The 20,911-nt window shown below is 58.7% G+C and carries 19 protein-coding genes; 6 read left to right on the top strand and 13 right to left on the bottom strand.

The window, feature by feature from the left end; all coding sequences use genetic code 11:
* The 13 genes from AAID99_RS14890 to AAID99_RS14830 all read right to left on the bottom strand — a co-directional run.
* On the bottom strand, positions 1 to 391 hold a 391-nt coding region (locus AAID99_RS14890; protein ID WP_498494480.1), incomplete at its 3' end, for a hypothetical protein.
* The gene (locus AAID99_RS14885) at positions 388 to 2,109 is read right to left on the bottom strand and encodes a secretin GspD/PilQ domain-containing protein (protein WP_498494478.1); all 1,722 of its coding nucleotides are present in this window, start codon (positions 2,107 to 2,109) and stop codon (positions 388 to 390) included. The genes AAID99_RS14890 and AAID99_RS14885, both read right to left, overlap by 4 nt.
* Complete coding sequence (locus AAID99_RS14880) at positions 2,106 to 3,047, bottom strand: toxin co-regulated pilus biosynthesis Q family protein (RefSeq protein ID WP_498494477.1); 942 nt, start codon at positions 3,045 to 3,047, stop codon at positions 2,106 to 2,108. Before AAID99_RS14880 ends, AAID99_RS14885 begins: the two co-directional genes overlap by 4 nt.
* Entirely contained in the window at positions 3,044 to 4,066 is a 1,023-nt protein-coding gene (locus AAID99_RS14875; RefSeq protein ID WP_498494475.1) for a TrbG/VirB9 family P-type conjugative transfer protein, read from the bottom strand. Before AAID99_RS14875 ends, AAID99_RS14880 begins: the two co-directional genes overlap by 4 nt.
* The gene (locus AAID99_RS14870; protein ID WP_498494473.1) at positions 4,063 to 7,170 is read right to left on the bottom strand and encodes a putative type IV secretion/conjugal transfer ATPase; all 3,108 of its coding nucleotides are present in this window, start codon (positions 7,168 to 7,170) and stop codon (positions 4,063 to 4,065) included. The genes AAID99_RS14875 and AAID99_RS14870 overlap by 4 nt, the downstream gene beginning before the upstream one ends.
* Complete coding sequence (locus AAID99_RS14865) at positions 7,167 to 7,712, bottom strand: hypothetical protein (RefSeq protein WP_498494471.1); 546 nt, start codon at positions 7,710 to 7,712, stop codon at positions 7,167 to 7,169. Before AAID99_RS14865 ends, AAID99_RS14870 begins: the two co-directional genes overlap by 4 nt.
* A 12-nt stretch (positions 7,713 to 7,724) precedes the next feature.
* The gene (locus AAID99_RS14860) at positions 7,725 to 8,138 is read right to left on the bottom strand and encodes a hypothetical protein (protein ID WP_498494469.1); all 414 of its coding nucleotides are present in this window, start codon (positions 8,136 to 8,138) and stop codon (positions 7,725 to 7,727) included.
* A 28-nt stretch (positions 8,139 to 8,166) separates the two neighbouring features.
* A complete protein-coding gene (locus AAID99_RS14855) occupies positions 8,167 to 8,724 on the bottom strand; it encodes a hypothetical protein (RefSeq protein ID WP_498494468.1) in 558 nt (185 codons plus the stop codon).
* A 2-nt stretch (positions 8,725 to 8,726) separates the two neighbouring features.
* A complete protein-coding gene (locus AAID99_RS14850; RefSeq protein ID WP_498494467.1) occupies positions 8,727 to 9,788 on the bottom strand; it encodes a hypothetical protein in 1,062 nt (353 codons plus the stop codon).
* Positions 9,789 to 9,859: 71 nt separating this feature from the next.
* On the bottom strand, positions 9,860 to 11,203 hold the full coding sequence (locus AAID99_RS14845; protein ID WP_498494466.1) for a DotG/IcmE/VirB10 family type IV secretion system protein: 1,344 nt from the start codon (positions 11,201 to 11,203) through the stop codon (positions 9,860 to 9,862).
* Positions 11,200 to 12,117 carry a DotH/IcmK family type IV secretion protein gene (locus AAID99_RS14840; RefSeq protein WP_498494465.1) on the bottom strand — a complete coding sequence of 306 codons (918 nt, stop codon included), beginning with the start codon at positions 12,115 to 12,117 and terminating at the stop codon, positions 11,200 to 11,202. The genes AAID99_RS14845 and AAID99_RS14840 overlap by 4 nt, the downstream gene beginning before the upstream one ends.
* A gap of 1 nt (position 12,118) precedes the next feature.
* Positions 12,119 to 12,760, bottom strand: coding sequence for a DotI/IcmL/TraM family protein (locus tag AAID99_RS14835; protein ID WP_332363852.1), 642 nt, complete (start codon positions 12,758 to 12,760; stop codon positions 12,119 to 12,121).
* 1 nt (position 12,761) lies between these two features.
* Positions 12,762 to 13,559, bottom strand: coding sequence for a hypothetical protein (locus AAID99_RS14830; protein ID WP_498494464.1), 798 nt, complete (start codon positions 13,557 to 13,559; stop codon positions 12,762 to 12,764).
* Positions 13,560 to 14,089: 530 nt separating this feature from the next.
* On the opposite strand from AAID99_RS14830, the gene AAID99_RS14825 reads away from it, so the two are divergent.
* From AAID99_RS14825 to AAID99_RS14800, 6 genes are all read left to right on the top strand, one after another.
* The gene (locus AAID99_RS14825) at positions 14,090 to 14,677 is read left to right on the top strand and encodes a hypothetical protein (protein WP_332363851.1); all 588 of its coding nucleotides are present in this window, start codon (positions 14,090 to 14,092) and stop codon (positions 14,675 to 14,677) included.
* Positions 14,678 to 14,680: 3 nt separating this feature from the next.
* Positions 14,681 to 15,859, top strand: coding sequence for a conjugal transfer protein TraW family protein (locus AAID99_RS14820; protein WP_267312089.1), 1,179 nt, complete (start codon positions 14,681 to 14,683; stop codon positions 15,857 to 15,859).
* A gap of 11 nt (positions 15,860 to 15,870) precedes the next feature.
* Positions 15,871 to 17,415, top strand: a complete 1,545-nt coding sequence (locus AAID99_RS14815) for a hypothetical protein (protein WP_498494462.1) — start codon at positions 15,871 to 15,873, stop codon at positions 17,413 to 17,415.
* Between the two features lie 66 nt (positions 17,416 to 17,481).
* Positions 17,482 to 19,806: a DotA/TraY family protein gene (locus AAID99_RS14810; RefSeq protein WP_498494461.1), complete on the top strand. Its 2,325-nt coding sequence runs from the start codon at positions 17,482 to 17,484 to the stop codon at positions 19,804 to 19,806.
* 4 nt (positions 19,807 to 19,810) lie between these two features.
* On the top strand, positions 19,811 to 20,143 hold the full coding sequence (locus AAID99_RS14805; protein WP_498494459.1) for a hypothetical protein: 333 nt from the start codon (positions 19,811 to 19,813) through the stop codon (positions 20,141 to 20,143).
* Positions 20,143 to 20,436 carry a hypothetical protein gene (locus AAID99_RS14800; protein ID WP_267312093.1) on the top strand — a complete coding sequence of 98 codons (294 nt, stop codon included), beginning with the start codon at positions 20,143 to 20,145 and terminating at the stop codon, positions 20,434 to 20,436. Before AAID99_RS14805 ends, AAID99_RS14800 begins: the two co-directional genes overlap by 1 nt.
* The last annotated feature ends 475 nt before the right edge of the window (positions 20,437 to 20,911 follow it).

Genomic DNA, 20,911 nt, shown 5'->3' with positions numbered 1-20,911 from the left:
TTTTAGAGGGCTTTGCCTCCCCTGGTTGCATTTCGGCTGGGTGCGGCGTCGGAGACAGCAGTTCTGGCGGAAGAGAAATACCAGGGTACCCTGGTATCACCGGAGGAACTCGCGCAGCGGGTGTATCACCCGTCTTGTCCTTTCTGTGTTCGACGTCTTCGATTTTAGCCTTGGCCTCTGCCACCTTTTGAAAATCTGCCAGCGCTTGGATGCATGCCGCATTCATCGCCAATTGCTGTGGCGTCAGTATCCCGTCGGCTCCCGGCTCCTGGAGGTGACTTGCGCATTGAGGGATAGCCGCTTGCGCCACACCTCCCATGGAGGTGAGCGTAAATATGAGCGACAGACAGACAGTCTTAGTGGCAACGTGCAAAGCAAGATCACGCGTCATAGGGTATGAGCCTCCACGGTTACGATGATCTGAGTCTTGTTGATCTGAGCGTCCCCGCCTCCCCCGAAGAGCCAGTTCATGGCGCTACCAGCACCTGTCCTGTTACGAGAAGAAGCGTCATCGATATAGCCTGTCAGCATCAGGGTGCTTCCGGATTTGAGAACGACCTGATTTTCGAGGGATGTACTCGAGGTTTTCGGTTCCTGAATTTGTGACCCATTCTGACCGAAGGTCGATATGTTGAGCAGCGTTTGCAGAACAGCATCGATATGCAGCATAATTCGGTCGCCAATGATTTTTGGCGTTACGTGACCAGCGAATCCACTCATGACAATGCCAGGCGTTATGCTGGACGATGATCCGGCATTGGTAGCCAAAACACTCGACGTCTGGGCAGCATAGGTGTCATTCACCCCATTCTGGAAAGGCGCAGTGATGTTGTTGGTCGTGACTACAGGGCGCTCATACAGCTCAGTCACGTTGCCGATCTCAGACAACGCTTGGATAGCACCGCCTGAGCCTGCAAATTGTCCAGCCGTGCCCTTCGCTGAATTGAGTATTGTTGCCCCGAAGTTAAAAGGCGTCGTCGTCGACTGGATAACGGGTGCCGCGACTGGCACCATTGTCATTCCGTAAGTCTTGGCGGCACTTTCGAATGCTACTTTTGGACTCCAGCCGTAACCGGTTTCATGCGTTATCTTCAGCGTGTAGACGTGGATATCGATCGCGACCTGTTTGAGCATTGTCTCACTCAGATCGTGCATCCAGTCCTCGACACGAGCGACCTCTTCGGGGGTGCCCGAAACCGAGATCGTTCCAAGCCCTTCGTCAGCGAAAACACGCCCGCCACCGGCCATCATCTGAGCGGTTTGTTGCAGTCCCTTCCACCGGTCAGCTGTCGATTTGTAGGACACGGAGGATACACCTGTCGACGCGCCGGAGCTGCCTGAGCTTCCCCCAGAGCTACCGCCAGACATTCCGCCGCCCGAGCCCCCGACCGAGCCGCCCATTCCACCTGATCCGCCCGAAGAGCTGCCGCCAGTGAACGCCGAAATGGAATCATTGATCGTCGATGCGCCGCTGAACGCAGGCACGATAAAGGTCTTTGTCCTATTTCGAAAAAACTCCTCATGGTCGTCACGGTACTCGGCCCAGACGCCATACCGCGTTGCGATCGCCTGGAAGAGACCGTTACGATCACCCTCGTATTGAATCCAAGGACCAGCACCCCGCCACGCGTTCAAGGCACTCCCACGAGTGTGGGTAGACTGTGTGGGTAGGGGCTGTCCTCCTGAGAGAGAGGGAGGCGCAGGCAATGCCTGTCCGTTGAAACTGCCAGGACTTGCTGAGGGCATGCTGCTGATCGCAGCACTGCCATAGTCATCGTCCTCGGCATCAGGAGAGACGACTACAGGAATGTGGGTTTTCCTGGAGGCAAGAATGGCGGCTTCACGCAGTGAGATTGGAAGAGCCACAGCCATTCCAGCATGCGGCCTGAGTATCGCTGGTATCTCGACCTGATCCTTCACCGGGTCTCCAAGCAAATAGGGAGCATTAACAGTGCTGATCAGGGCTGTCTGGGGGAGGTGCTCGGAGTTGATGACCTTTTGCGTCTCATCCTCCCGGCCCTTCGCGGCTTCAAAGTCCTGGCATCCGGCCAGGATGGCAACCAGTGCGACACCGGCAGCGAGACGATGTGAGACAGAGAAGGATATCACTGGCTGGTTCCCATGTTGCTAACGACAGCCGTGTGGTTTGTCGTCCAGAATTTCAGGCTCAAAGATTTCCCCTGCAAGGCCAGCGCACGAACGACTTCCGAAAAAACACCATCCTCATTTCCCGCGGGACCAATGTGCTCGTAGGGTCCGGAGAACGTTGTGGTCACGGGTACCACCCAGTTCATATTTTTGGGCCAGATCACGGTCCACCCGGCTCTATCACCCCAAGCCAACATCTGTTCGCGAATGGGCTGTCCCTCCACCAGAGACCAGGTGGATTGCCACGCCGGAGGAACCGAAATCGGCTGTTGCACCGTGAAAGAAGCGGCAGCGCTGCGCACCGGATTGGCTGATGCAAGAGGAGAGAGAACCATCGGCGCTCCCCTAACCACTTCGGGGCGCGGAGGTGTGGCGGTAGATAGGAGAGGGGACGCCGTAACTGGCTCAGGTTTGACCACTGGGCCGGGGAGGGTTTGCGGCGGAATGCGTAGCGTTAGGTGGAGCCCGTTGCGGACAGTGCATTGACCGACGCGTTGCGTCGCACCATCGGCCGCGTGGTTATAGAGGCAGGTCGCTGAAGCATCATCGACATCGAGCGCCAGCATGATGTTCTGTCCTACCGGCGTAACGCTGTACCGCACCGCATGCGCGCCTGGGTAAGCCATCCCATTAGGAGCAATGCCGAAGCCGCGCTCCCTCAATGTGTCAGTCAGGAGGATTTCTGCATGGGCTGGGTCTTGCCCCATGAAGGGGGCGAGGCGGAGCGTGGATTTCGGCGCATCAAGACTCTCGGCGAGGATATCTGCGATAAAAACGGTAAGCGCCGAAATGTCGCGGAAACTGGAAATGTCGATATGAGAAGTTCGCGCTTCATCGCCTGTTGTGCAGGCGACAAGAGAGACCAGCATGGCGGTTGCGCCTGCTACGCGACGCATCATGGCGCCCTCCTGTGGGTTAAGCGGACGCTGGGCGCATCGGGCTCGGCGCCGATGAGCAGGGCATCCTCAATGCGTTGGTCGATGACGTAGGAATCTCCGACCGTACGATAATCGCCGGTCTTGCCGCCGCCTGGCGCGAGAACGACGAGGCGCGGACGCGCTACGATCGCGCCGGGCGGAAACTGGATGAAGGTACGCGGGCCTTGCCGGTAGATGCGCAATGGCCTCCAGACTGGATTAGCCCCTGAGATTACGAAGTCGAAATCTGGCGCACCTGCAGGCGCGCTGTCGCGGGAGAGGGAAGGCAGGGCGTTGCTCCTCGTGGCATCGGCCGGAGGCTCTGGCTGCGTGTCCGGGTCGTCTCGCTCGTAGAGGAAGCGAACTGCCTGCATCGTGTCGCCCGTCGGGTCGAGCACGAGGGTGTAATGACGCTTCGTGGTTGCGATATGAAGCACTGCGGGGGTCGCCTCGATATGCGGCGTGAGGGCTACGGCCCAGCTCGCATGGACGCCCCGTGTGCCTTTAACGATCGTGACGCTCCATCCGGCGGCGCGATCGGTTTCGAGGCTGTTATCCTCGATGCGCTCGCCGGCCTGCAGGGTGACGACGCAAATCTGTCCGGGGCGGCAATGAATACGGGGGGGGCCGTCGGCATAGCCGAACCAGCTTGCCCCGGAGCGCAGAAAACGCGGTGTTGCTTCGCCGTGCGAAGCGCCGCCTGGCGCAGCCCTATTATCGGGGCCGGCGGGATGCAGCACCAGAGGGCCTCCGTGATAGATGTTTGTCGTTGAGAGTGGGAGATCCTGTCGCGCCGGCGTTGCAATCCGCTCGTTCAGGCTCGCCATGAAGCCATGCGTGCGGTCCAGAGCCTCTTGCAAGGCGCGTTCAGGGCTCGGTAGTCCTGGCACTTCGAGCGCGACAGGCGCGCTTCGCTCTGCTTCACATCCTGCGAGAGATATGAGGACAGGCGCAACCAGGGTGGCGCAGAGTCTATGTCGACGTTGAGACGCGTGGTTCATGAGACATAGTGTGCCTCATCGCGATGTGAGTGCGTGTCGTCTCGAATAACGGCCCCGAGACCGACACCATTGATGATCTCAAGCGCAATCTCGTCGATAACGCCCGCACGAACCATTTCCTCTGATAATCCGCTTTTCATTCGGGCTGCCTGGCGTCGCCCGACCTCTTTTTCGGCAGAACCGTGAGGGAAAACGAGCGCCAGACGCTGTCGTGCAACTGTCGAGCCCAGGGCATCATAAACACGCCGACGCAGACTTGAATCGATTTTCGTCGTTGACAGTGCCCAGAGTTCGACCGGTCCCATCAGATTGACGAGATACATCTCATAAATCTGGTCGCGTATTTTGATCTGCAGAAGGAAGGGTGCGCCGCTGCCGTCATCACGTGGACCTGTGAGAGTTTGAAGAAGCGCATTCCCCTGATCGGTAAGCGCGAATTTCTCTCTGCACAAAGCTGCTTCCTCGGGGCCGTCCGTGCTGACGATGAAGCGCCCAGTGGAGTGATTGCAGAGATAATCGCCGAAATCGAGCAGACGCTGGCTTGCGAGGCCGATTGTGAAATTCCGTTTTGCCCCGCGCCGGGCGGCATCCTCGAACTGCGCCCGGACGTAGGGCGCGCCCTGTGTGCGTTGAAATTCGTCACATTCAAGACGCTTGAACGATTCCGAAATTTCCCTGAATTTTTTGCGCAAGGCTTCTCTTACATGCTCGGGCACCTGATCCGCATGTTCCGGAACCAGGAAAAGCTGACGCGAGACGATATTGAAGCCAAGCAGATACATCAGTTCGTTCTGGCGCCGCGCTTCGGGTGTGCTGCCTTCGGGGGCAATCGCATCGATATCGAGTGCGACAATCCTTGCTGCGCCGAGATCGATGCGTGTCGGCTGGCACAGGGTCGGATATTGCTTGGTAAAACTCGTGAGATAGCGGCGGCAGGTCTCAATAATGGTCTCGCTCCCGGCTCCGGGCGTGACCATTTTGAAATCCTCGTTGATCGATCCTGAGCGGGACAGAACGTCGATCAGATCGGTCATCGTCGGGACAGCGCGACGGGTGGCGAGACCGGCCCCATGGAGATCACCGGCACGCCCCAGTGCGTCGGCGACGTCCCACCAGGTCGGATTGGCCGGAAGCTCGATCTCGAGTGCCGCGATCTTGCGCGCGACAACCGGCTCTTCCCGTGGCTGGTAGCTGCGGGGCTTGGTACTGGGGCCGATATCCCCTCTAAGAGCATAGGCTGCATCGATTGCGTCATGCAGCAGCTGACTCATGCCGTCATACGCACTGCCATCCGGTTTGGCGCAAACCAGATTGAGGAAATTTGTCAGAAACATGCGGTGATAGTCGAGCGGTCGACGGCAGCAGGGCTCGGTATCGAAGATATTGATTGCGTGTTCGTCGATGAAGCGCAGGGATATATAGACAGCGAGATGTGCCTGATTGGCGGGCAAAGCCGATCGGACCATGTCGACAAAGCCGCTGCAGGAATCACCGATATCGAGCTTGCCGATCAGGGGTAAGCGGTAACCGTCCGAGGTCATGATCGCTTCGCTGGTAATGGTCGCAAGAAGCAACAGGTTCATGAGGGCCGACTTGCCGGTGCGCGAGCGGCCGATGAACAGATCGAGCTGAGCCTTGCGGTCGCGACCCGAAGGATCGTAAGGCACGATTGTTCCGTCGCCCGTTCTGAACAGGGCAGCGCCTTCACTACTAGGCATGCCAGCGCGCGCCCACGGCATCATGGTCATGATCTGGCTGAGAGGTGCCGCGGTTGGGGGCGCCGTAGACGCGATTGCAAGGCCCGGCACACTCGAGAGTGTACCGGCGAGTGGGTCGCCGCATAAGGTTGTCGCAGACATGCCGCCCCAGGTTCCAATGGCCTGACCTAGGCTTGATGCGCGCCGGCGCAAAAGCTCAATCTCTCCATCAGGGGCCGATGTCGCAAAGCTCATGCGTGTCTTGACGATCGCATCGGTACGGCGCTCGCGCATCGCGTCGATCTGTTCGAAGGCATTAAAGACCGTTTTGTTTGCACCAAAGCGCAGCATGCCGGCCAAGGTCTTTTTCCAGAGCATCAATGTCGGAGGAGCCCCCTCGATCAGGGCCGAAAAGCGCCAAGGCTGGGACCGTGCGCCACGATTGGCGATAAGTTCGACGATCGGCGGGCGTACTTGGCCGATACTCCTAACGTCCAGTGGCAGCCAGAGCCGCGTATCAAGACGAGCTGCAGAAAAGCCATCCGTTTCGGCGTCGCCACAGAAGATCTGCTCACGCAAGGAGGGCCATAGTGAGGCTTCTGCATTACGGGGACGCTCCTCGTCAGGCAGCGTATCGGGTGGAGGATCTGCCGGTGTTATTGGATCCCAGTCGCTGCCGATCGTTTCGGGATAGAGTTCCTGCCTGATGATCCTCAGCGCGGCTTTTGATTCAAGAACCTCGGTCTGCACGTCACGATCAGCGAAAAGCTGAGCGACATTACGGACGAATGCATGATGAATGGCGGCAAGAGCCGGGTCATGCAGAAGCGGGTTCTGGGCATCCCCAAAGGGCGGCAGAGCCTCGGCGGCTTTTTGTTTGTCCGTTGTATGCGCGCGGCGCTCTCCGCGGGAAAGACGGCCCGGTCGGGTCCACAGAACGAGCCAGATCCGTTCCTGACGCATATACTGGGGCAGGATCTTGAGACGCTCTGCGAAGATGTCATCGAAATTGGCGTTCAATCCTCTGGCTAGACGTTTGCGATCCTCAATCCAACGCGCGACTGTGTCTCCCGCCCCATGGGGATCACTGACGTAGACGAATTGCGCAGCATGGCCAGGCTGCTCGAAAGACGATCCGAGGCGGGTGCAAATGTCGCGAGCGCGGTCCTCGATTTCTGCGCGAGTGGCAAGTTTGCGCATGCCGTCGATACGGATGATGGAGGCGTAATCCCCACCATAGGTAATCAGACCTGCTTCGCTGCAGGTTGCCAGATCGCAAAACGCTGTAAGGGGGAGACGGAACCGGCTCCAGATGGCCGCACCAAGCCCCTGTAGCACTACAAGCGGCAGGAAGCCGCGACTGAACAGTCTGGGCGCGGGTGCTGGGATGGTTGGGTGATCGCTCAAGACGGCACACCTCCTATGAGGGCGCGGAGGTAGTTATCATAGAGCTGCGGCGCGTCTCCGAACCAGCATCCATGATGCAGGACGCGTATCCCGTTCACGAAATGCGCACGCTGCACAGGGTCGGTTTTCAGCTCTTTGCAAGCCTCGCGAAACTCTGAAATCTTCGCTGTGCCGATTCTGTTGACGAGCTCAGTTTCACGTCTCTTGAGAAGCTCGAAGTTCATCGCCGCAATGCCAGCCTCACCTGTGGCGGCGGTGCGAACCGTGACGCTTTGTCGCGCGCAGGTGACGTGCAGGGTCAGGACAAGGCGGGAAAGGACGCCCTGCTCGAGCTGGGGAAGCCAGATCAGGGAGGCCACGTGATCGATCCCGCTCGCATCCAGGGCAAAGGCAGGTAGGCAGGTTGGACAGAGCGTTGTGTCACCCACCGTCGCCGTTGCGGGCATATGCTGGCAACAGGCGCAGATTGTCGACTTTGGCCCCACGAGCTTTTGTGCATTCAGTTCTTTATCAGCGCGCGCGTAGCGGACGAGATCGAGCATGATGAGGTAGCTTTACTTGTCGAAACGCATCATCTGCTGGCTGCCGTCGACACTGGCGCCAGTACCGAACCATGTGAAGGTCGCCGTGCGCACCATGAACGGCATCATGACGAGGAAACTGCCAACGGCCACGCCTGTGCCAATTCTGCCCCAGCTCATACCAGCGTTCGGTCCCGTAGAGTGCCTGTACCAACCGAAACCTGAAATGATGAACAATGCTCCGCCACCTACCCAGCAGATGGTGTTGAAAATCATCGCTGCAGAATCGTTGATGTGCCCTGTGCCCGTACGGACGATTTCGTCGATCGCTTGAGCCTGTGCGTGAGGTGCGCCAATAAGGAGCATGGCCGCAGCGATAACACCCAGAAAGAGGCTGGAGGGATGCAGCACCCGGCGCAGAAGGCGTGCCTTTGAGATTTTGGTCATCGGAAAAAGCCCTTTTAGTTGAAGAAAATTAATGGTTGTGGGTGGCCCAGGTGCCGAACTGGCTGATTTTTTCGACGTTCATCATGATCAACGAACAAGCCAGCCCCGTCATATTGACGCCGGAGGTCGAATCGTTCCGGCCACGGGCCCGATCAGTCTCGCGTTTGACCATGAGGAAAGCGATCAGCGCGCCATAGCTGATGAAATACGGGTCGAAGACGTCGATCATCGTCTTGATCAGCGCAGTTGGGCCTTGGGATACCGACTGGGTAAATCTAGCTGCGTCAAAGCTGTAAGGAGCTACGCTGCCATCCTGTCCCTGAACGAGCGATGCGGTGGCGGTGAAGCCCAAGGTCGCGTTCAGCGTGTTCAGGAATTTTGGAAAGCACAGGAAAATGCCCGAGCTTAGGAACAGTATTTCGGGGGCAAATCCCTTCGTGACGAGCCCGTTCTGCAGCGTCGAGCGCGCGTAAAACCCCCAGAGCGCGGAAATCATCATCGAGCCGCCGACGATGTAGCACAGGGTCGGGAGTAGCCAGCCAATTGCATTGCCCAGCGACGAGGCGAAGGAAAGAACGCCGACCACGTTTAGCGGATCACGCCGTGTTCAGTGACGACTTCCCAGTTCTCGCCGACCTGGCGCAACTCCGTGATGGCACCCCAGCCGGGCAGCGAGGAGTCTCCGGGCAGCTCTGCCATGCCGACTGGATGAACCATGCGCGTCTGGCCATCATTGCCGACAATCAGGGCGACGGAGGGGGAACCCGAGGTCACGCGATAGGCCTTTCGGGCGGGGAGAGGCACGGCTGGCCTGGTTTTTGCCGCGGCCGCGGTTGCGGACGCTGCAGGAGAGGGCGGGTGTGGCTGACTGGCGGCGGCAGGTGCTGTATTTTTAGCGCCGGCGGCCTGAGCGGGCTTTTCAGAAGGCTCTGTCGTCGCGGGCTCGGCGCGCGCGCGTAGGCTGTCATCGATCCTGTCGACGCGATGACGGATTTCGCCGAGCGCGCCGTTGACCGTACCGAACCCGGCGGCATTATCCGTAACCAGGGTGGCGAGCTCCTTCTTAGCGTCTGCAAGATCTGCCGCCATCTTTTCGTTCTGCGTTTTAACCGCACCGATCTGGCGCGCGAGTTCGAGGATCAGCGCCGCCTGACCACCAGCCACTGTCGCAGACGCGGGTAGCGACGTGGGCTCTGCGCCAATCGGTGCGGCCGGTTGCGCGGCCGACGCCGTAACGCCTTGCATAGCTGTCGCCTGCGGCCCCGGCTGCGGCATGGGGGCGCTATCGAAAGCGAATTGCGCGGGTGCGCGACGAGGCGTTGTCGTAGGCGACGGGAGGGCGGGTGCTCGATCATTAACGAAAGGCACTGTCACGCCATGCTGCGTCACCGTCCTGATCCCGTAAAGTGCCGCGCCACCCAAAGCCACACCAGCCAAGAGAACGACGGAAACCGAAAGGGCACGTCCGCGTAAGCGCGAGCGCCGGGGCTCTGGACTGGCAAGACGTGCCTTGCTGACCGTAGGCGTTGCATCTGTCTCGATGATTGTGTCGTCGCCAGGCACGTCTTCGGTCTCGGCGCCTGCACGCGGTGGCGTGCGCAATTGCGTGACCTTGTGCGTGCCCTTCTCGTTTGACTGAACTGCGGCCATGAGGCTGTTCCTTTCCTTCGATACCCGCATGGTACCGGACCGCGATGTGAGTGCGGCTCGGCTTGTCGTCGTTACGGCGCGTAAACAGGCTCGAGAAAGACAATACCGACCGCAGCCCCTTGCGTGAGCTTTGCCGTGGCTTTTTGGGGTGTCTGTTTTTGAAGGAACTGACCGAGGTTCTGTCCTACAGCCCCAGCTGCCATGCCTAGCTGCTGGGGCAGGGTGTAATGCGTGAAGGACGTCAGCCCGAGCCCGGCTGTATAGGATTGCGTGTTGTTGTTCTGCAGTGCCGTACCCAGCCCCTGCACGAAGGCAGCTGCCGCGGGAAGAGCAACACGCGTCACAAGATGCTCATTGATTTGCGTTGCAACGCCGCTCTCGCCGCTGTCGGGGGCGACGACAAAAGCGTTGACGGCTATGGGCGGACTGTCGTCGATCATGAGCTTCGTGATCTTGATAACCAGAAGATCGCTTTGCATCGTGAACGTCCCGGTCATCCTTGCCCCGGCGAAGGGACCGCTATCGGCCTCGAGTAAGACATCGCTTCCAAGGTCGCTGTTCACGGTCAGCACCGCATGGCCAAAAATGCCCCGACCGCCGCGCAGCAGCATCTTTCGCTGCGTGACAGACACGCTTGACGTGGCCGAGCTCGCAGTCTGTGATACGCTCCCTGTTCCATCTGCTGCACTTGATGGGGATGCAAATCCGGACGTCGATGTGCTGGCGCCCGTATTGCCGGCACCGTCGGCGTTTCCCTTTAGCACGACATCCAGACGTGCGGGATGGCCACCCCATAGCGCAAAAAGTTCGGCCTTTTGCGCATCGGACAAAGAATCAGGCCGTGGTGGACGAGAGGGCGTCGCATTGTCGTCAACCGTGAAACCAGGTGCGGGCGCCTCCGCTTTTGGCGCAGCTGCAGCACCAGCACCCGGTGTTGATGCTTTGTCCGGCGGTGTGCCTGGCTTGGCTGATGACGTCGCGGGAGGCGCATCATCCGTACGCGGCTTTTCCTCCGCTGCGGCGCCTCTGGCCTTGTCCATCGGCGTGTCGCCCAGTTCGCTGCCTCCCGACCCCGTTGGCGAGTTCCCCTGTATGGGGCTGGCGTAGGAACTGTGTTCCCGCTTTGCTTTCTCAGCCGCAGCCCGATCCGCATCGCGTGTGGTCTTGTCCATGACCGCAGAATTGTTTTCGCCACCTGCAGGTACAGGTAACTGAGGGGGGGTAAACGCGGCAGACCGGGGTTTATCGTCATAGCGACCGCCGGACAGCCAGAAGATGCCGACAATGACCATGATAAAGAGCGCCGCTACCCAAGGGAGCAGTCTGCGTGCGCCACGCACGCTCTGCCCGAAATTTGACGGAACGCGGGCCGGATTGCGGAGAGCATCCTGCTCGGAAGAATTGCTTTCGCTCATGGACCTTCTTCTCCGAGAGAAATACCGGTGAGCTGGCCATTCACCGTCATCACAAGGCGAGACGTGTCGCGCAGGACGTAAGCCGTCACACCGTATTCGGTCTCATGCGCAGTCGGCGCGGGTGAATCGAGTACATATCGTGTTCGCAACAAAACCTGCCCGCGATATCGCCAGGCGCGTAGGTCGTCCGGGCTGACACCGGTTACGGTCAGCGGCGTAGCCTGCTCAGGAGGAACACCATCCAGCAGCGCAGTAAGCCACGGCACACCTGTTTCGGGGGCATCTGCCTCCAAAACCGGCAGATCCTGCGCTTTGGGCCCGCGTTCTTTGACGCGTACCGTCATCTGGCCATCATAGACTCCGGGTCCCGCAATAATGACGAAGTAAAGCGGCTGTCTGGCTTTTTCGAGGCTAATCAGGACCCCGCCACGAGGGTACCGGGAAAGTGGGGTGAGTTGGACGACATTCGATCCCGCGACAGGGACACAGGCATTGATCCCAACAGCGCGAACGGCGGCGTTTTCGCCGCCGCCCTGACGGTCGCAATCGGCTGTCTTGTTCGTCATGAGGTTCCACGCAATCGGCCAGGGCTGACCGGTACTGTCGAGAAATGTCAACGACGACGGATAGCCCTGAGCGAGGCGCACGATATTGGTCTGCCCGCCCGGTTGCATCGATACGGTAACAGAGCGCGACTGGGGCACGGCCATACGGTAAGGGTCTTCCGCGCCGTCCTTGAGACGCTCACCTTCATCATATTGATGATAGGCGTTCTGAACCGCCCCAGGAGGCGGAGGGAGATCGGCGTATATCGGATCGAGTGGTTTTTGCTGCTGATCCTGCTGCGCAAAGGCACTCGTTGTCATACCGGAACATACGAGGGCCGCGCCAAGCAGGTAAGGATGAAAACGCATATCAGCCGTCGCGATCGGCCAGCGGGGCGCTAAGTTCGGTGATCTCCAACCCATCCGGATGGAGGGGATCGTTTGTCTTTGAGATCGTTACGTGTACGGACAGGAGATTATTCTTCGAACCGCTTTCGTTTTCAAAACGCAGATCCATCGGAAAATCGATTTTCCAGAAGTAGACGCCGTTCTTTACGCCAACGGAGCGGACGGAAGCCGCTCCGCGTGGTGTGGCTGTGACGAAGACGCGTCTGTCCTTGATATATTGGATGTTTCCTGACCCCTGAAATGACTGCCCCCAAGCATTCCAGGCAGGAGGTGCAAAGGCGCCGCTAGCGGCGTCGAGCTGCTTTTCGATATGGACGAAATCCAGTGTATAAAGCGTCGTTACCTTATCAACGGTCCAGTTCATGACCTGAGAATTGGTGAAATAAGGCTGGTCGGTGACAAGCAATTCGCGAGGTTTATTGAAACCATCGTGATAGATATATTTGATGCGTGGTGCATGCGTTGCAAGGATGATAATCACGATACTTTGCAGCACGACAACGGCACCGAGCAAAAGTGCCGCAAGGATAGCCCACCGCGAGAGTTTCTGAAGGAAAGCGGGATCGACGAGCAGACGCTCTATCGCTCTATGCGAGCCGCGCATTTCAATTGACGCCACTGGCATCAGAGTACTCTGAGCCCATGTCGACTTCGTTGTCGGCGATACGGGCATTACGCATGCGCGTCTCTCTGGAGTGATGAAATCGCCTTTTATCCTTGGGTTGGACGAACCAACGCTTGCCGGTACGCTTGTCAATTCTCGGTATGATTTGCGCGTCGATCACAGGGTGGATTGGGTAATCCAGTGGGTCGTGTTTTTCGTTGGTTTCGATCAACGTTAGGCCATAGCGGGCGGGGAGCCCTGCGCGGCCAGCACGCTCTTGGATCGCGCCCGGTGTCGTGCCGATCAGATCGGCGATAAGCGAAGCAGTGAAACCGCGCTTCCAGAGATCTGCCAGCATATCGATCCCGTCATTGGACCAGGAAAGACGGCTGCCACGTGTTTGAAAGAGCGATTTTATCCGCTCAATCGGAGAAACATAATTGACGAATAGATCAGGAGACGATGCGGGGCTCGGTCTGGCGACGGCAGACGCATTGACGCGCGAAGGGCGGCGTACCCCGAGCTGACGAGCCTTGGCACGAAGCGAGCCTATCGAGCGATCGAGTTGTTTCGCGATGTCGCGAGAGGGCATTGGCGTCGGATAAAGACGGGTAACGACTTCTTCGTCGCGAAGAGTCCAGAGCCTGCGCTGTGGCTTGGCTGGCTTATAGAACGGAGAAGCCTTCCATTCCGACAGCGTACCGATCAACCACGGTTGATATGCTATAAGCGAGCGGGGGGTGCTGATATGATTTGTAACCATCGTTAACGTACTGGCTACAACATTCTCTGGTGTCACCCGCTTACCTCCCGCCAAAAAACCGCGTCGAATCAACGGTTAAAAACGGGAAGCTGAGTCGTGACGCAAGCGTTATTTTTACGACAAAGGAGTTGAGCAACATTTTTTTAACGGAATATTTCGGAAAATGACGCTGTTTTTCACCGTGAAACAACGCACTATTAACGAGCCATGCGCTTGGCGCATGCTGGAATAATTTTTTTGCATGGCTTGATTGGGGGCAGGGATGCCCCAGAAATGACATATTGGTAATTTCAGTAAGCTACGAATCGTCGCCCCGAATTTATGAGATGTGCGGCACTCACATCGCGGCCTCGTATTCTGATTGGGACACTTCCGGAGGTCCCATCCTTGCCTGCATCCGATTTGCTGACTACCTCGCCCGAGGAGATGCAAGCCTCGCACGTACACACCGACTGGCTGACACCCGAGCGTGCTCGAAATGTGCTCGGCCCTCTGATCGTTGCGCAGCGTCCTCGGACCGCCGATGCGGCGGCACCCCAAAGCGCCCGGCCCAAGGCACGGGATCAATGAGGAACATCGTTTTCAGCAAAGTCTCCTCGTGCCTTGGCGGTGCTTTGACCGTATTAACGCTTTGGGCCGTGCCGCCGGCCGCGCTTGCTGCCGACAGCAGCGATGCGGGGTGTCAGGCGTTGATAAGTGCTGCAGCAACTGGCATGGCCAATCAGATCAAGGCCGACGACGCGACGATCAGGCAGCCTCAGTCGATCTCGAAATTCACCTGTCTGGGCGACATCTTCGGTGGATTGGGGCTGAATGTTCTTACCAACGGGCTCAACATTGGTGATCTCGCCCAGGCGGCCATGGGCAAAGTATGCTCCCAGCTAACTTCTGCCTGGGACAATCTCAAGGGCTCCGCGCAATGCGGCCTGACCGTCACCGGGCTCAATACAAATTTCGGTCTCGGCTCGCTCGGCAGCGGTAATTTCTGCCCCTCCCTCAATTTTGGCGGAGGAGGCGATGCGCTCATTACCGCCGGGACCAATACCAATGGATCGAGCTCATGGGACGCTCAAGGATCGACCCAGCTCCCAACCGGCTACGAGCTCGATCTTGCCGGGCCTTCGACGGGCTATTCCCATATGCAGGGGAACTGAGCCATGCATTTTGTGAAGGTCTTCAGTCTACGCAATCTCGCCGCGCTGGTCATTGCTTTCCAGATCGGCACCTTATTTGCGCCGCGGCCAGCCTACGCCATGTTCGGCATCGACACGGCAGCGATCATCACCGCAATTTCCACTTTGCAATCGGCCATGAATACCGTGATCGGCACTGCTCAGAAGGTTATCAACGGCTCACTGGGTTTGATCAACACGGGTCTAGGCAACGGGTTCGGCCAACTGAGCAAGCTGTCGATCGCCGGTGTGACCGCCAATCAGAAGATCGCAGACGCTAACAACATCGTCCAGGCCCAGACATTACGCGACGAGCGCAATGCCGAGGTCCGCGACTTGCATGCCGTCAATCGGCAGGACTGCCTTAATCTCCAGAACGGGGCTGCGGCAGTCGTGGCTGCGCGTTCGGGCGTTCAGGTGGCCGCCGCCCTTGATGGCGGCAAGAACAGGCGCACGGATGCCCGCAAGGGAACGCCCTCTTGGACCGGAGCGGGTCAGGCAACCCAAGCCGCGAATAACCATCACTTTGCTAAATACTGCAACGATGCCGAGGCCGAAGCGGGTCTGTGCGCCGCCGCACCGGAAGCGTTGATCAATGCAGACCAGCATGCAGGCTCTCTCCTTAGGCCTGACGTCTATGCCAATCAGGACGCGATCAACCTTGCCAATGATTATGCTCAAGGCTTGATTGAGCCTGTTGCGCCGCCCGCTCTTCGAGGCGATGCCATCCGCTCACCCCAAGGCCAAAGCTTGTTGCCAGAACGCCGTGCCTATGCCGCGGCTCTCGCCCTTTCCCATTATGTGGCGGACGATATACAGGGCTGGCGTGCGCCGACCGTGACCCTCACCACCGCGCAACGCACCGAAGCCACGCGCGAAGGACGCATCGATACGGATAAGGGATCCCAACTCGAAGCGCTGGAACTCGATATCAACCGCAAGCTTGGCGGTACGGACTGGCAGGGCGATCTGCAGGCGATGCCCAATAGTAAGTCGGTGCTCATCCAGATCGCCCTTCTCGATGCACAGCGCAACAAGATCATGCTCGAGCAGCTCATACTCGACCAGCAGCGTGCCCTCATGGAGGCGACGCAGCTATCCTCTATGGAGCGGGATCGTCTGCGCAAATTCACCCCCATGACCGTTCCCAGCCCCAGTAACTGAAAGACACCGCCATGTCCGAGACACAATCCATGGTTGCCTCCCTGCTCGACCATCTCGACGCCCAGCAACAGGCCGTTTCTCCTAACGATCGTGGTCTCGACGCTCGTCTGACCGATCTGCGGGAACGCCTCGCTCAGGATCCAACGCTGGAAAACGATCCGCGCTTTCGCGTGGGTGTCGCCTGGTTGCTCCAGGACTGGAAAAACCTAAGCGGCACCAATCAACAGCCCTGGCTCCCGCCGCAGGTTGCCGTCGAAATGCGCACTCTCTCGATGTGCCCGCCCGGTCTGGAAAACGATGACGTCAAGGCGCTTTTGCGCAACTCGGACGGCCTGCGCGACCGTGGCCTTCTGGACGAACTCCGCAAGGAAGCGTTGCGTGTTGCCGAATTGCCGCCAGAAGAACAATTGGCGCACGCTATCGTCAAGGGAATTGCCGTGCTGGAATGGCGCGTCGACCAGGCCAAAGCGGCTCCTGCGCCCAATTCTGCACCGGCGCAAGCCGCTCCTCGTCAGGCACCGTCAGGCCCAGTCCAGCCTGAACAGCCACGACAGGAAGCAAGCCCGCCTCCCCGGGAGCAGGCCGCGCCACCAAGCAAGCAACAGGCCGCCGCTCCAGCTCAGGAAGGAAAGACGCAACGCGAAAAGCGGCAGACACCTCCGCCACAGACCGAGCAGGAAGAACACGAGGCGCTCTCACGCGAAGCTGATGCACGTATGCGCCAGGAAGATCAGGAGAGGGCACGGGCAGCTCAAAGTGTAAAGCCGACCAGAGAAAAAATCGATCAACCATCGGAAACCGCAGTTAAAGCAACGCCCTCCGAGGCAGGAGAGAAGCAGCCGCGCGCCACCAGCCCGGCTCTTACCTCGGCTCCCGCCCCCGCAATGAGCCTCTTCCCTCCACAGGCTCCTAAGCCCGAGCGTGATGGGCCTGGCGTCATCGAGCGTTTGGTTGAAGCGGGAAAGGATCTGGGAGCGTCCTTTTCGGGCTGGACCGAAAACATGGGCGACGCCCGCGATCAGAGGCGGATGAAGGAACTCGCTACCAAGGTCGAGGAAGCCGTCCAGACAGTCGACGACAATATCTCCGCCTTTCGCACGAAAGGCGCGTCCTTCATTGGAGACCTCGAAAAGATCGTGCAGCGTGACGGTAAATCCCATCAGGAAATCATCGCAGGCATGCACGAGAAAGGGCCTTATGCCCGCCTGCGTGGCCAGTTTGACAAGGCACTTGCCGAAAACCCCGAACTCGCCGAACAGCATGCGTCTTTGCAGTCTTCGCTTCACACGCTGAATAACCGTGTACGCAATCTTAATATGGAAGCCGGTCAATCGGGGATGGAAGAAGCCTCCGTGGTAAGGAAGGCCAATGAGACACTGGCTCCTCTCGCCGACAGGCTGGAGAAGCTTCCATCAACCGAACCTGGCGCCAACATGCTCGAGCGTGCAGGCGCGTTCGTCACTAAAGTCGTCGAGAATATCCGCCGTTTTTTGGATCATCTGCGGGGAAAGGAACCGGGTCATGACCGCGACACTGGCCCTTCGCAAAGCCGCTGAAGCCTTTTCCTTTCCTATGGTCGCGACGCTCTGTCGCGTCCCGAGCGTCCATCGTGAAAGCGCGTCATGACCCGTGCATCTCTCCGGCCTAGCTTTTTCCTTTCCATCTTCCTCATTGTCGGCATGGTGTCATGTCCCGATCTCGCTTTTGGACAGAGCACGACGGAAGAGATCAACTGGGGCTCCCTTGATCCCGGATCGGACTGGTCTGCCACCGTGCTGGACGGACTTTTTCCAAGCTCCGGGACGACAGGAACCGTTATCGGATCTCTGCTCGGGTATCTGTCAGCACTTATTACGTCCCTGGCCGCTCTCTATCTATTTTATGCCTCCATCATGCAGGTGCATCGTACCGCCGAGAGCGGGAAGCTGCGCTCAGCGCATTTCAGCGCCTGGGCACCGGTCAGAGTACCCTGGGCGCTTATGCTGCTGTTGCCTGTCGATAACGGCTACTCCCTAGGACAGGATTTGGTGCTACGGTGGGCACGCTTGTCGCTCGGAATCGCCGTTCACGGTGCTGCAATCGTTGACAACAAGATAGGCCCGGAGGCCTTGCCTCTGGCGACCCCGATTATGCCCGGAACCCAGGCAATCGTACTTTCCGTGATGGAAAGCGAACTCTGCAGGGCGCTCATCAATCAGGCGTCCAATACGGTCACTCAAGGTACCACCCAGCTTGTTCCCGCGCCCAAGTTTGTCAGCAATGGCGCGCAAGTCAGTGTCACCTGGGCGCTAGCCGAGGGCGATGGGGCAGGGTCCAATGCGTGCGGCAGTCTGAGCCTTGAAATGCCGATCACCTACGCCCAGGGATCTACCTCATTACTCAATCCGGTAGGCGCAATCGACTGGTCTCATTATGCCGCGGCCCGCCAGGATTCCTTGCAAAAGCTGGTTCAAAATGTCCGCGCTCCTATGGAGCAGATCGCAGCCAATCTCTGGACCACACGACAGATGAGCGCGTTACGCGCCATGGATACGGTCCTGACTTCCAATACAGCGACCTATCGTGACAGCATCACCAAGGCGGCGACGGCCGAGATCGCGCAGATGCGTCAGACCTACGACAGAAGCGATAAATCCGGCACGGGCTCGGGGATTACAGCGATGTCCGGTCTGGGATGGGTGGGGCTCGGCGCGTATTATCTGCAGATCGCCAAACTCAATGGCGACGTGCTCTCGCTTGCTGCTCTCTCTCCAGACGTCGAGAAACCGAGCTGGGAGGGCGTGGGGACGGCGCTGCATCAGGATCTCGGCGGTATGATCGAGGCCATTCATCGCTATGAGGCGATCGAGAACAGCCGAGCCTGGCTCGCTGATGATAAGGCAGCCCCGGACAACGTCCCGTCGCTCTATCCTGATACTGCCATACAGACGAATATCCAGGCCGATCCCTATTCTCTCCTGACCAGGGTCATCAAGGCCGTCGGTGTGAATAGACGATTGCTGGCAGGTGCTCTGAACTATGCGGCCGCTCCCAGTAGCGGCAGTGGGGCGAATGATCCAACTGCCGGCCTGATCGGCCTTGGACATCTTCTGATGCATACGGGACTTGGCATTATCGGCGCTAGCGCGCTCGCAGCTAACCCCCAGGCTAGCGTTGCAGTAGCAGCGGGAGAGACGCTGACAGGAAATCTTGCTGCAGCCGCCGCTGCCCTTGCAACGACACCCTTTGCTGGCGTCGTAAAATCATTGCTTGGGCCGCTTTTTGCCGCCGCAGCCGGGCTGATCGTGCCCGGGATTGGCCTCGCCTTCATCCTGCCGATGATGCCCTATTTCTACTGGATCGCGGGTGTGGCGGGCTGGTATCTGATCGTCATCGAGGCCGTTATCGGCGTGCCGTTCTGGGCGCTTGCGCATCTCACTTTTGCCGGAGACGGCATTCACGGGCGCGGCATCCGCGGCTATGAAATCCTTTTTTCGATCCTGTTTCGCCCGCTGCTGATGATCGCGGGCTTCATGGTCAGCTATCCGCTTTTTCAGATCGTTTCCTGGCTGTTGCTCAAGACATTTACGATCGCAGCGGCCTTCGTGTTCGATGCTGGATATCTGGTGACGAACCTGATTGGCGTGATCGTGCTGACCTCCCTTTTCGTTTCGGCCGAAATTGCATGGGCCGGGGTCTGTTTTCGCATGATCAATATCATCCCGCATCACGTCGTTGCCCTTGCAAACATGACCTCTATCGGACGTTTGAATAGTGACGAGATCACAGGGAAGACCTCGATCGAGGGGCAGCGTGGCATAGCTGAAAAAAGTGGAGAGCTGGCTCGCGATATGGCCCATGGTCTGGGCGGCGAAAAAGGCGAGAAACAGATCGACAGTCATAAGCCGCAAGAGCTAGATTCCACGACAAAGGCTCTCTTGAACGGTAGCGGACCGATAGGGGAATAAGACCATGTCTATGACTATGCTGGAATATGGACATCTCGGCGATATCAACCGCGGTATCCAGCGTCTTGCCAGGACTGTGCAGGCCCAAGGGAGCGGTGTCACCGTGCCGGTCGAGACCTATAACCAACTCTTCGCCAGCTACGAGCAAGCGCGAGCGCAGACAGCTGTCGCAGAGAAGAAGGCGGAACACTGGGAAAACGAAGCGAGGAAAATGGAGCGCAACAATAGCCAGTGGGTTGAATATGCCGAGGAGCAGGAGGCGCGGGCGCTTTCTGCTGAGAGCGAGCTTCGGCGTCTCAGAGCACGTTGTGAGAGCAGCATAGAGGCAGCCGATTGATGCATAAGGCCGTCATCGCCAGCTTTATCTGCCTTGGCCTCAGCGCATGCACGCACCCTAACGTTGCCGATCCTGGCACGCTCCGCGGCCCTGAGGCACCTTATGTTTCAAACCGGTATAGCGACCCCTATGCAGCCTATGGCTCGACGCCGGTGATTTGGAAGCCGGCAATCGCGACCAGATCTGCTACCATCATCAAGCCGAACGACCCTGTTGATCAGGCCGAGCGGCCCGATTACGAGCATGCGCCTTGGTCGATCGAGCACAGGGCGTCCCAAGCCGGCACGTTCTAAAGTCGATCGCCACCTCGCTCTGCGCTTTTCCCGTAAAAAGCTTGGACGACAGCCGGTTCTGTACTAGAGTCGTGTTGCCCGCCATTGTAGGGGGGCGCTCCGCCCGGGTGCGCTAACACCACGAGCGAAGCTAACGCCGACAGAGACACGAACTCATGACGACGCTGATCGCTTTCCAAACATGGACTCGAGCTGTGTGCAAGCCCCTTGCACGCGTGGATCGTTCAATCCCCTAATTCCCCGCCTGTATTTTTATGGCCGGGGAGCGGTTCAGCCGCTCCCGTGCGCGTATTTGCGCGCCCCGGACGGTTTTCGCCGATCTCGCTATCGATGCCCTGTTCCGTTTTCCAGGGGCAGACGAGGTCTTTATTAAACGCTCGGAAAGCCGTTATTTTGCGCGAGGGCGCAGTATGATCGCGCGTGCTACCTCGGTCGTAAGGCCCGTGAAGAGAGAGGATGTCACGCCGGAACAGTG

It is taken from the genome of Asaia sp. Ae19-3 (genome assembly GCF_059801175.1).
The sequence above is the reverse complement of the archived record's forward strand: the minus strand, read 5'-3'. Positions and strand labels throughout refer to the sequence as shown.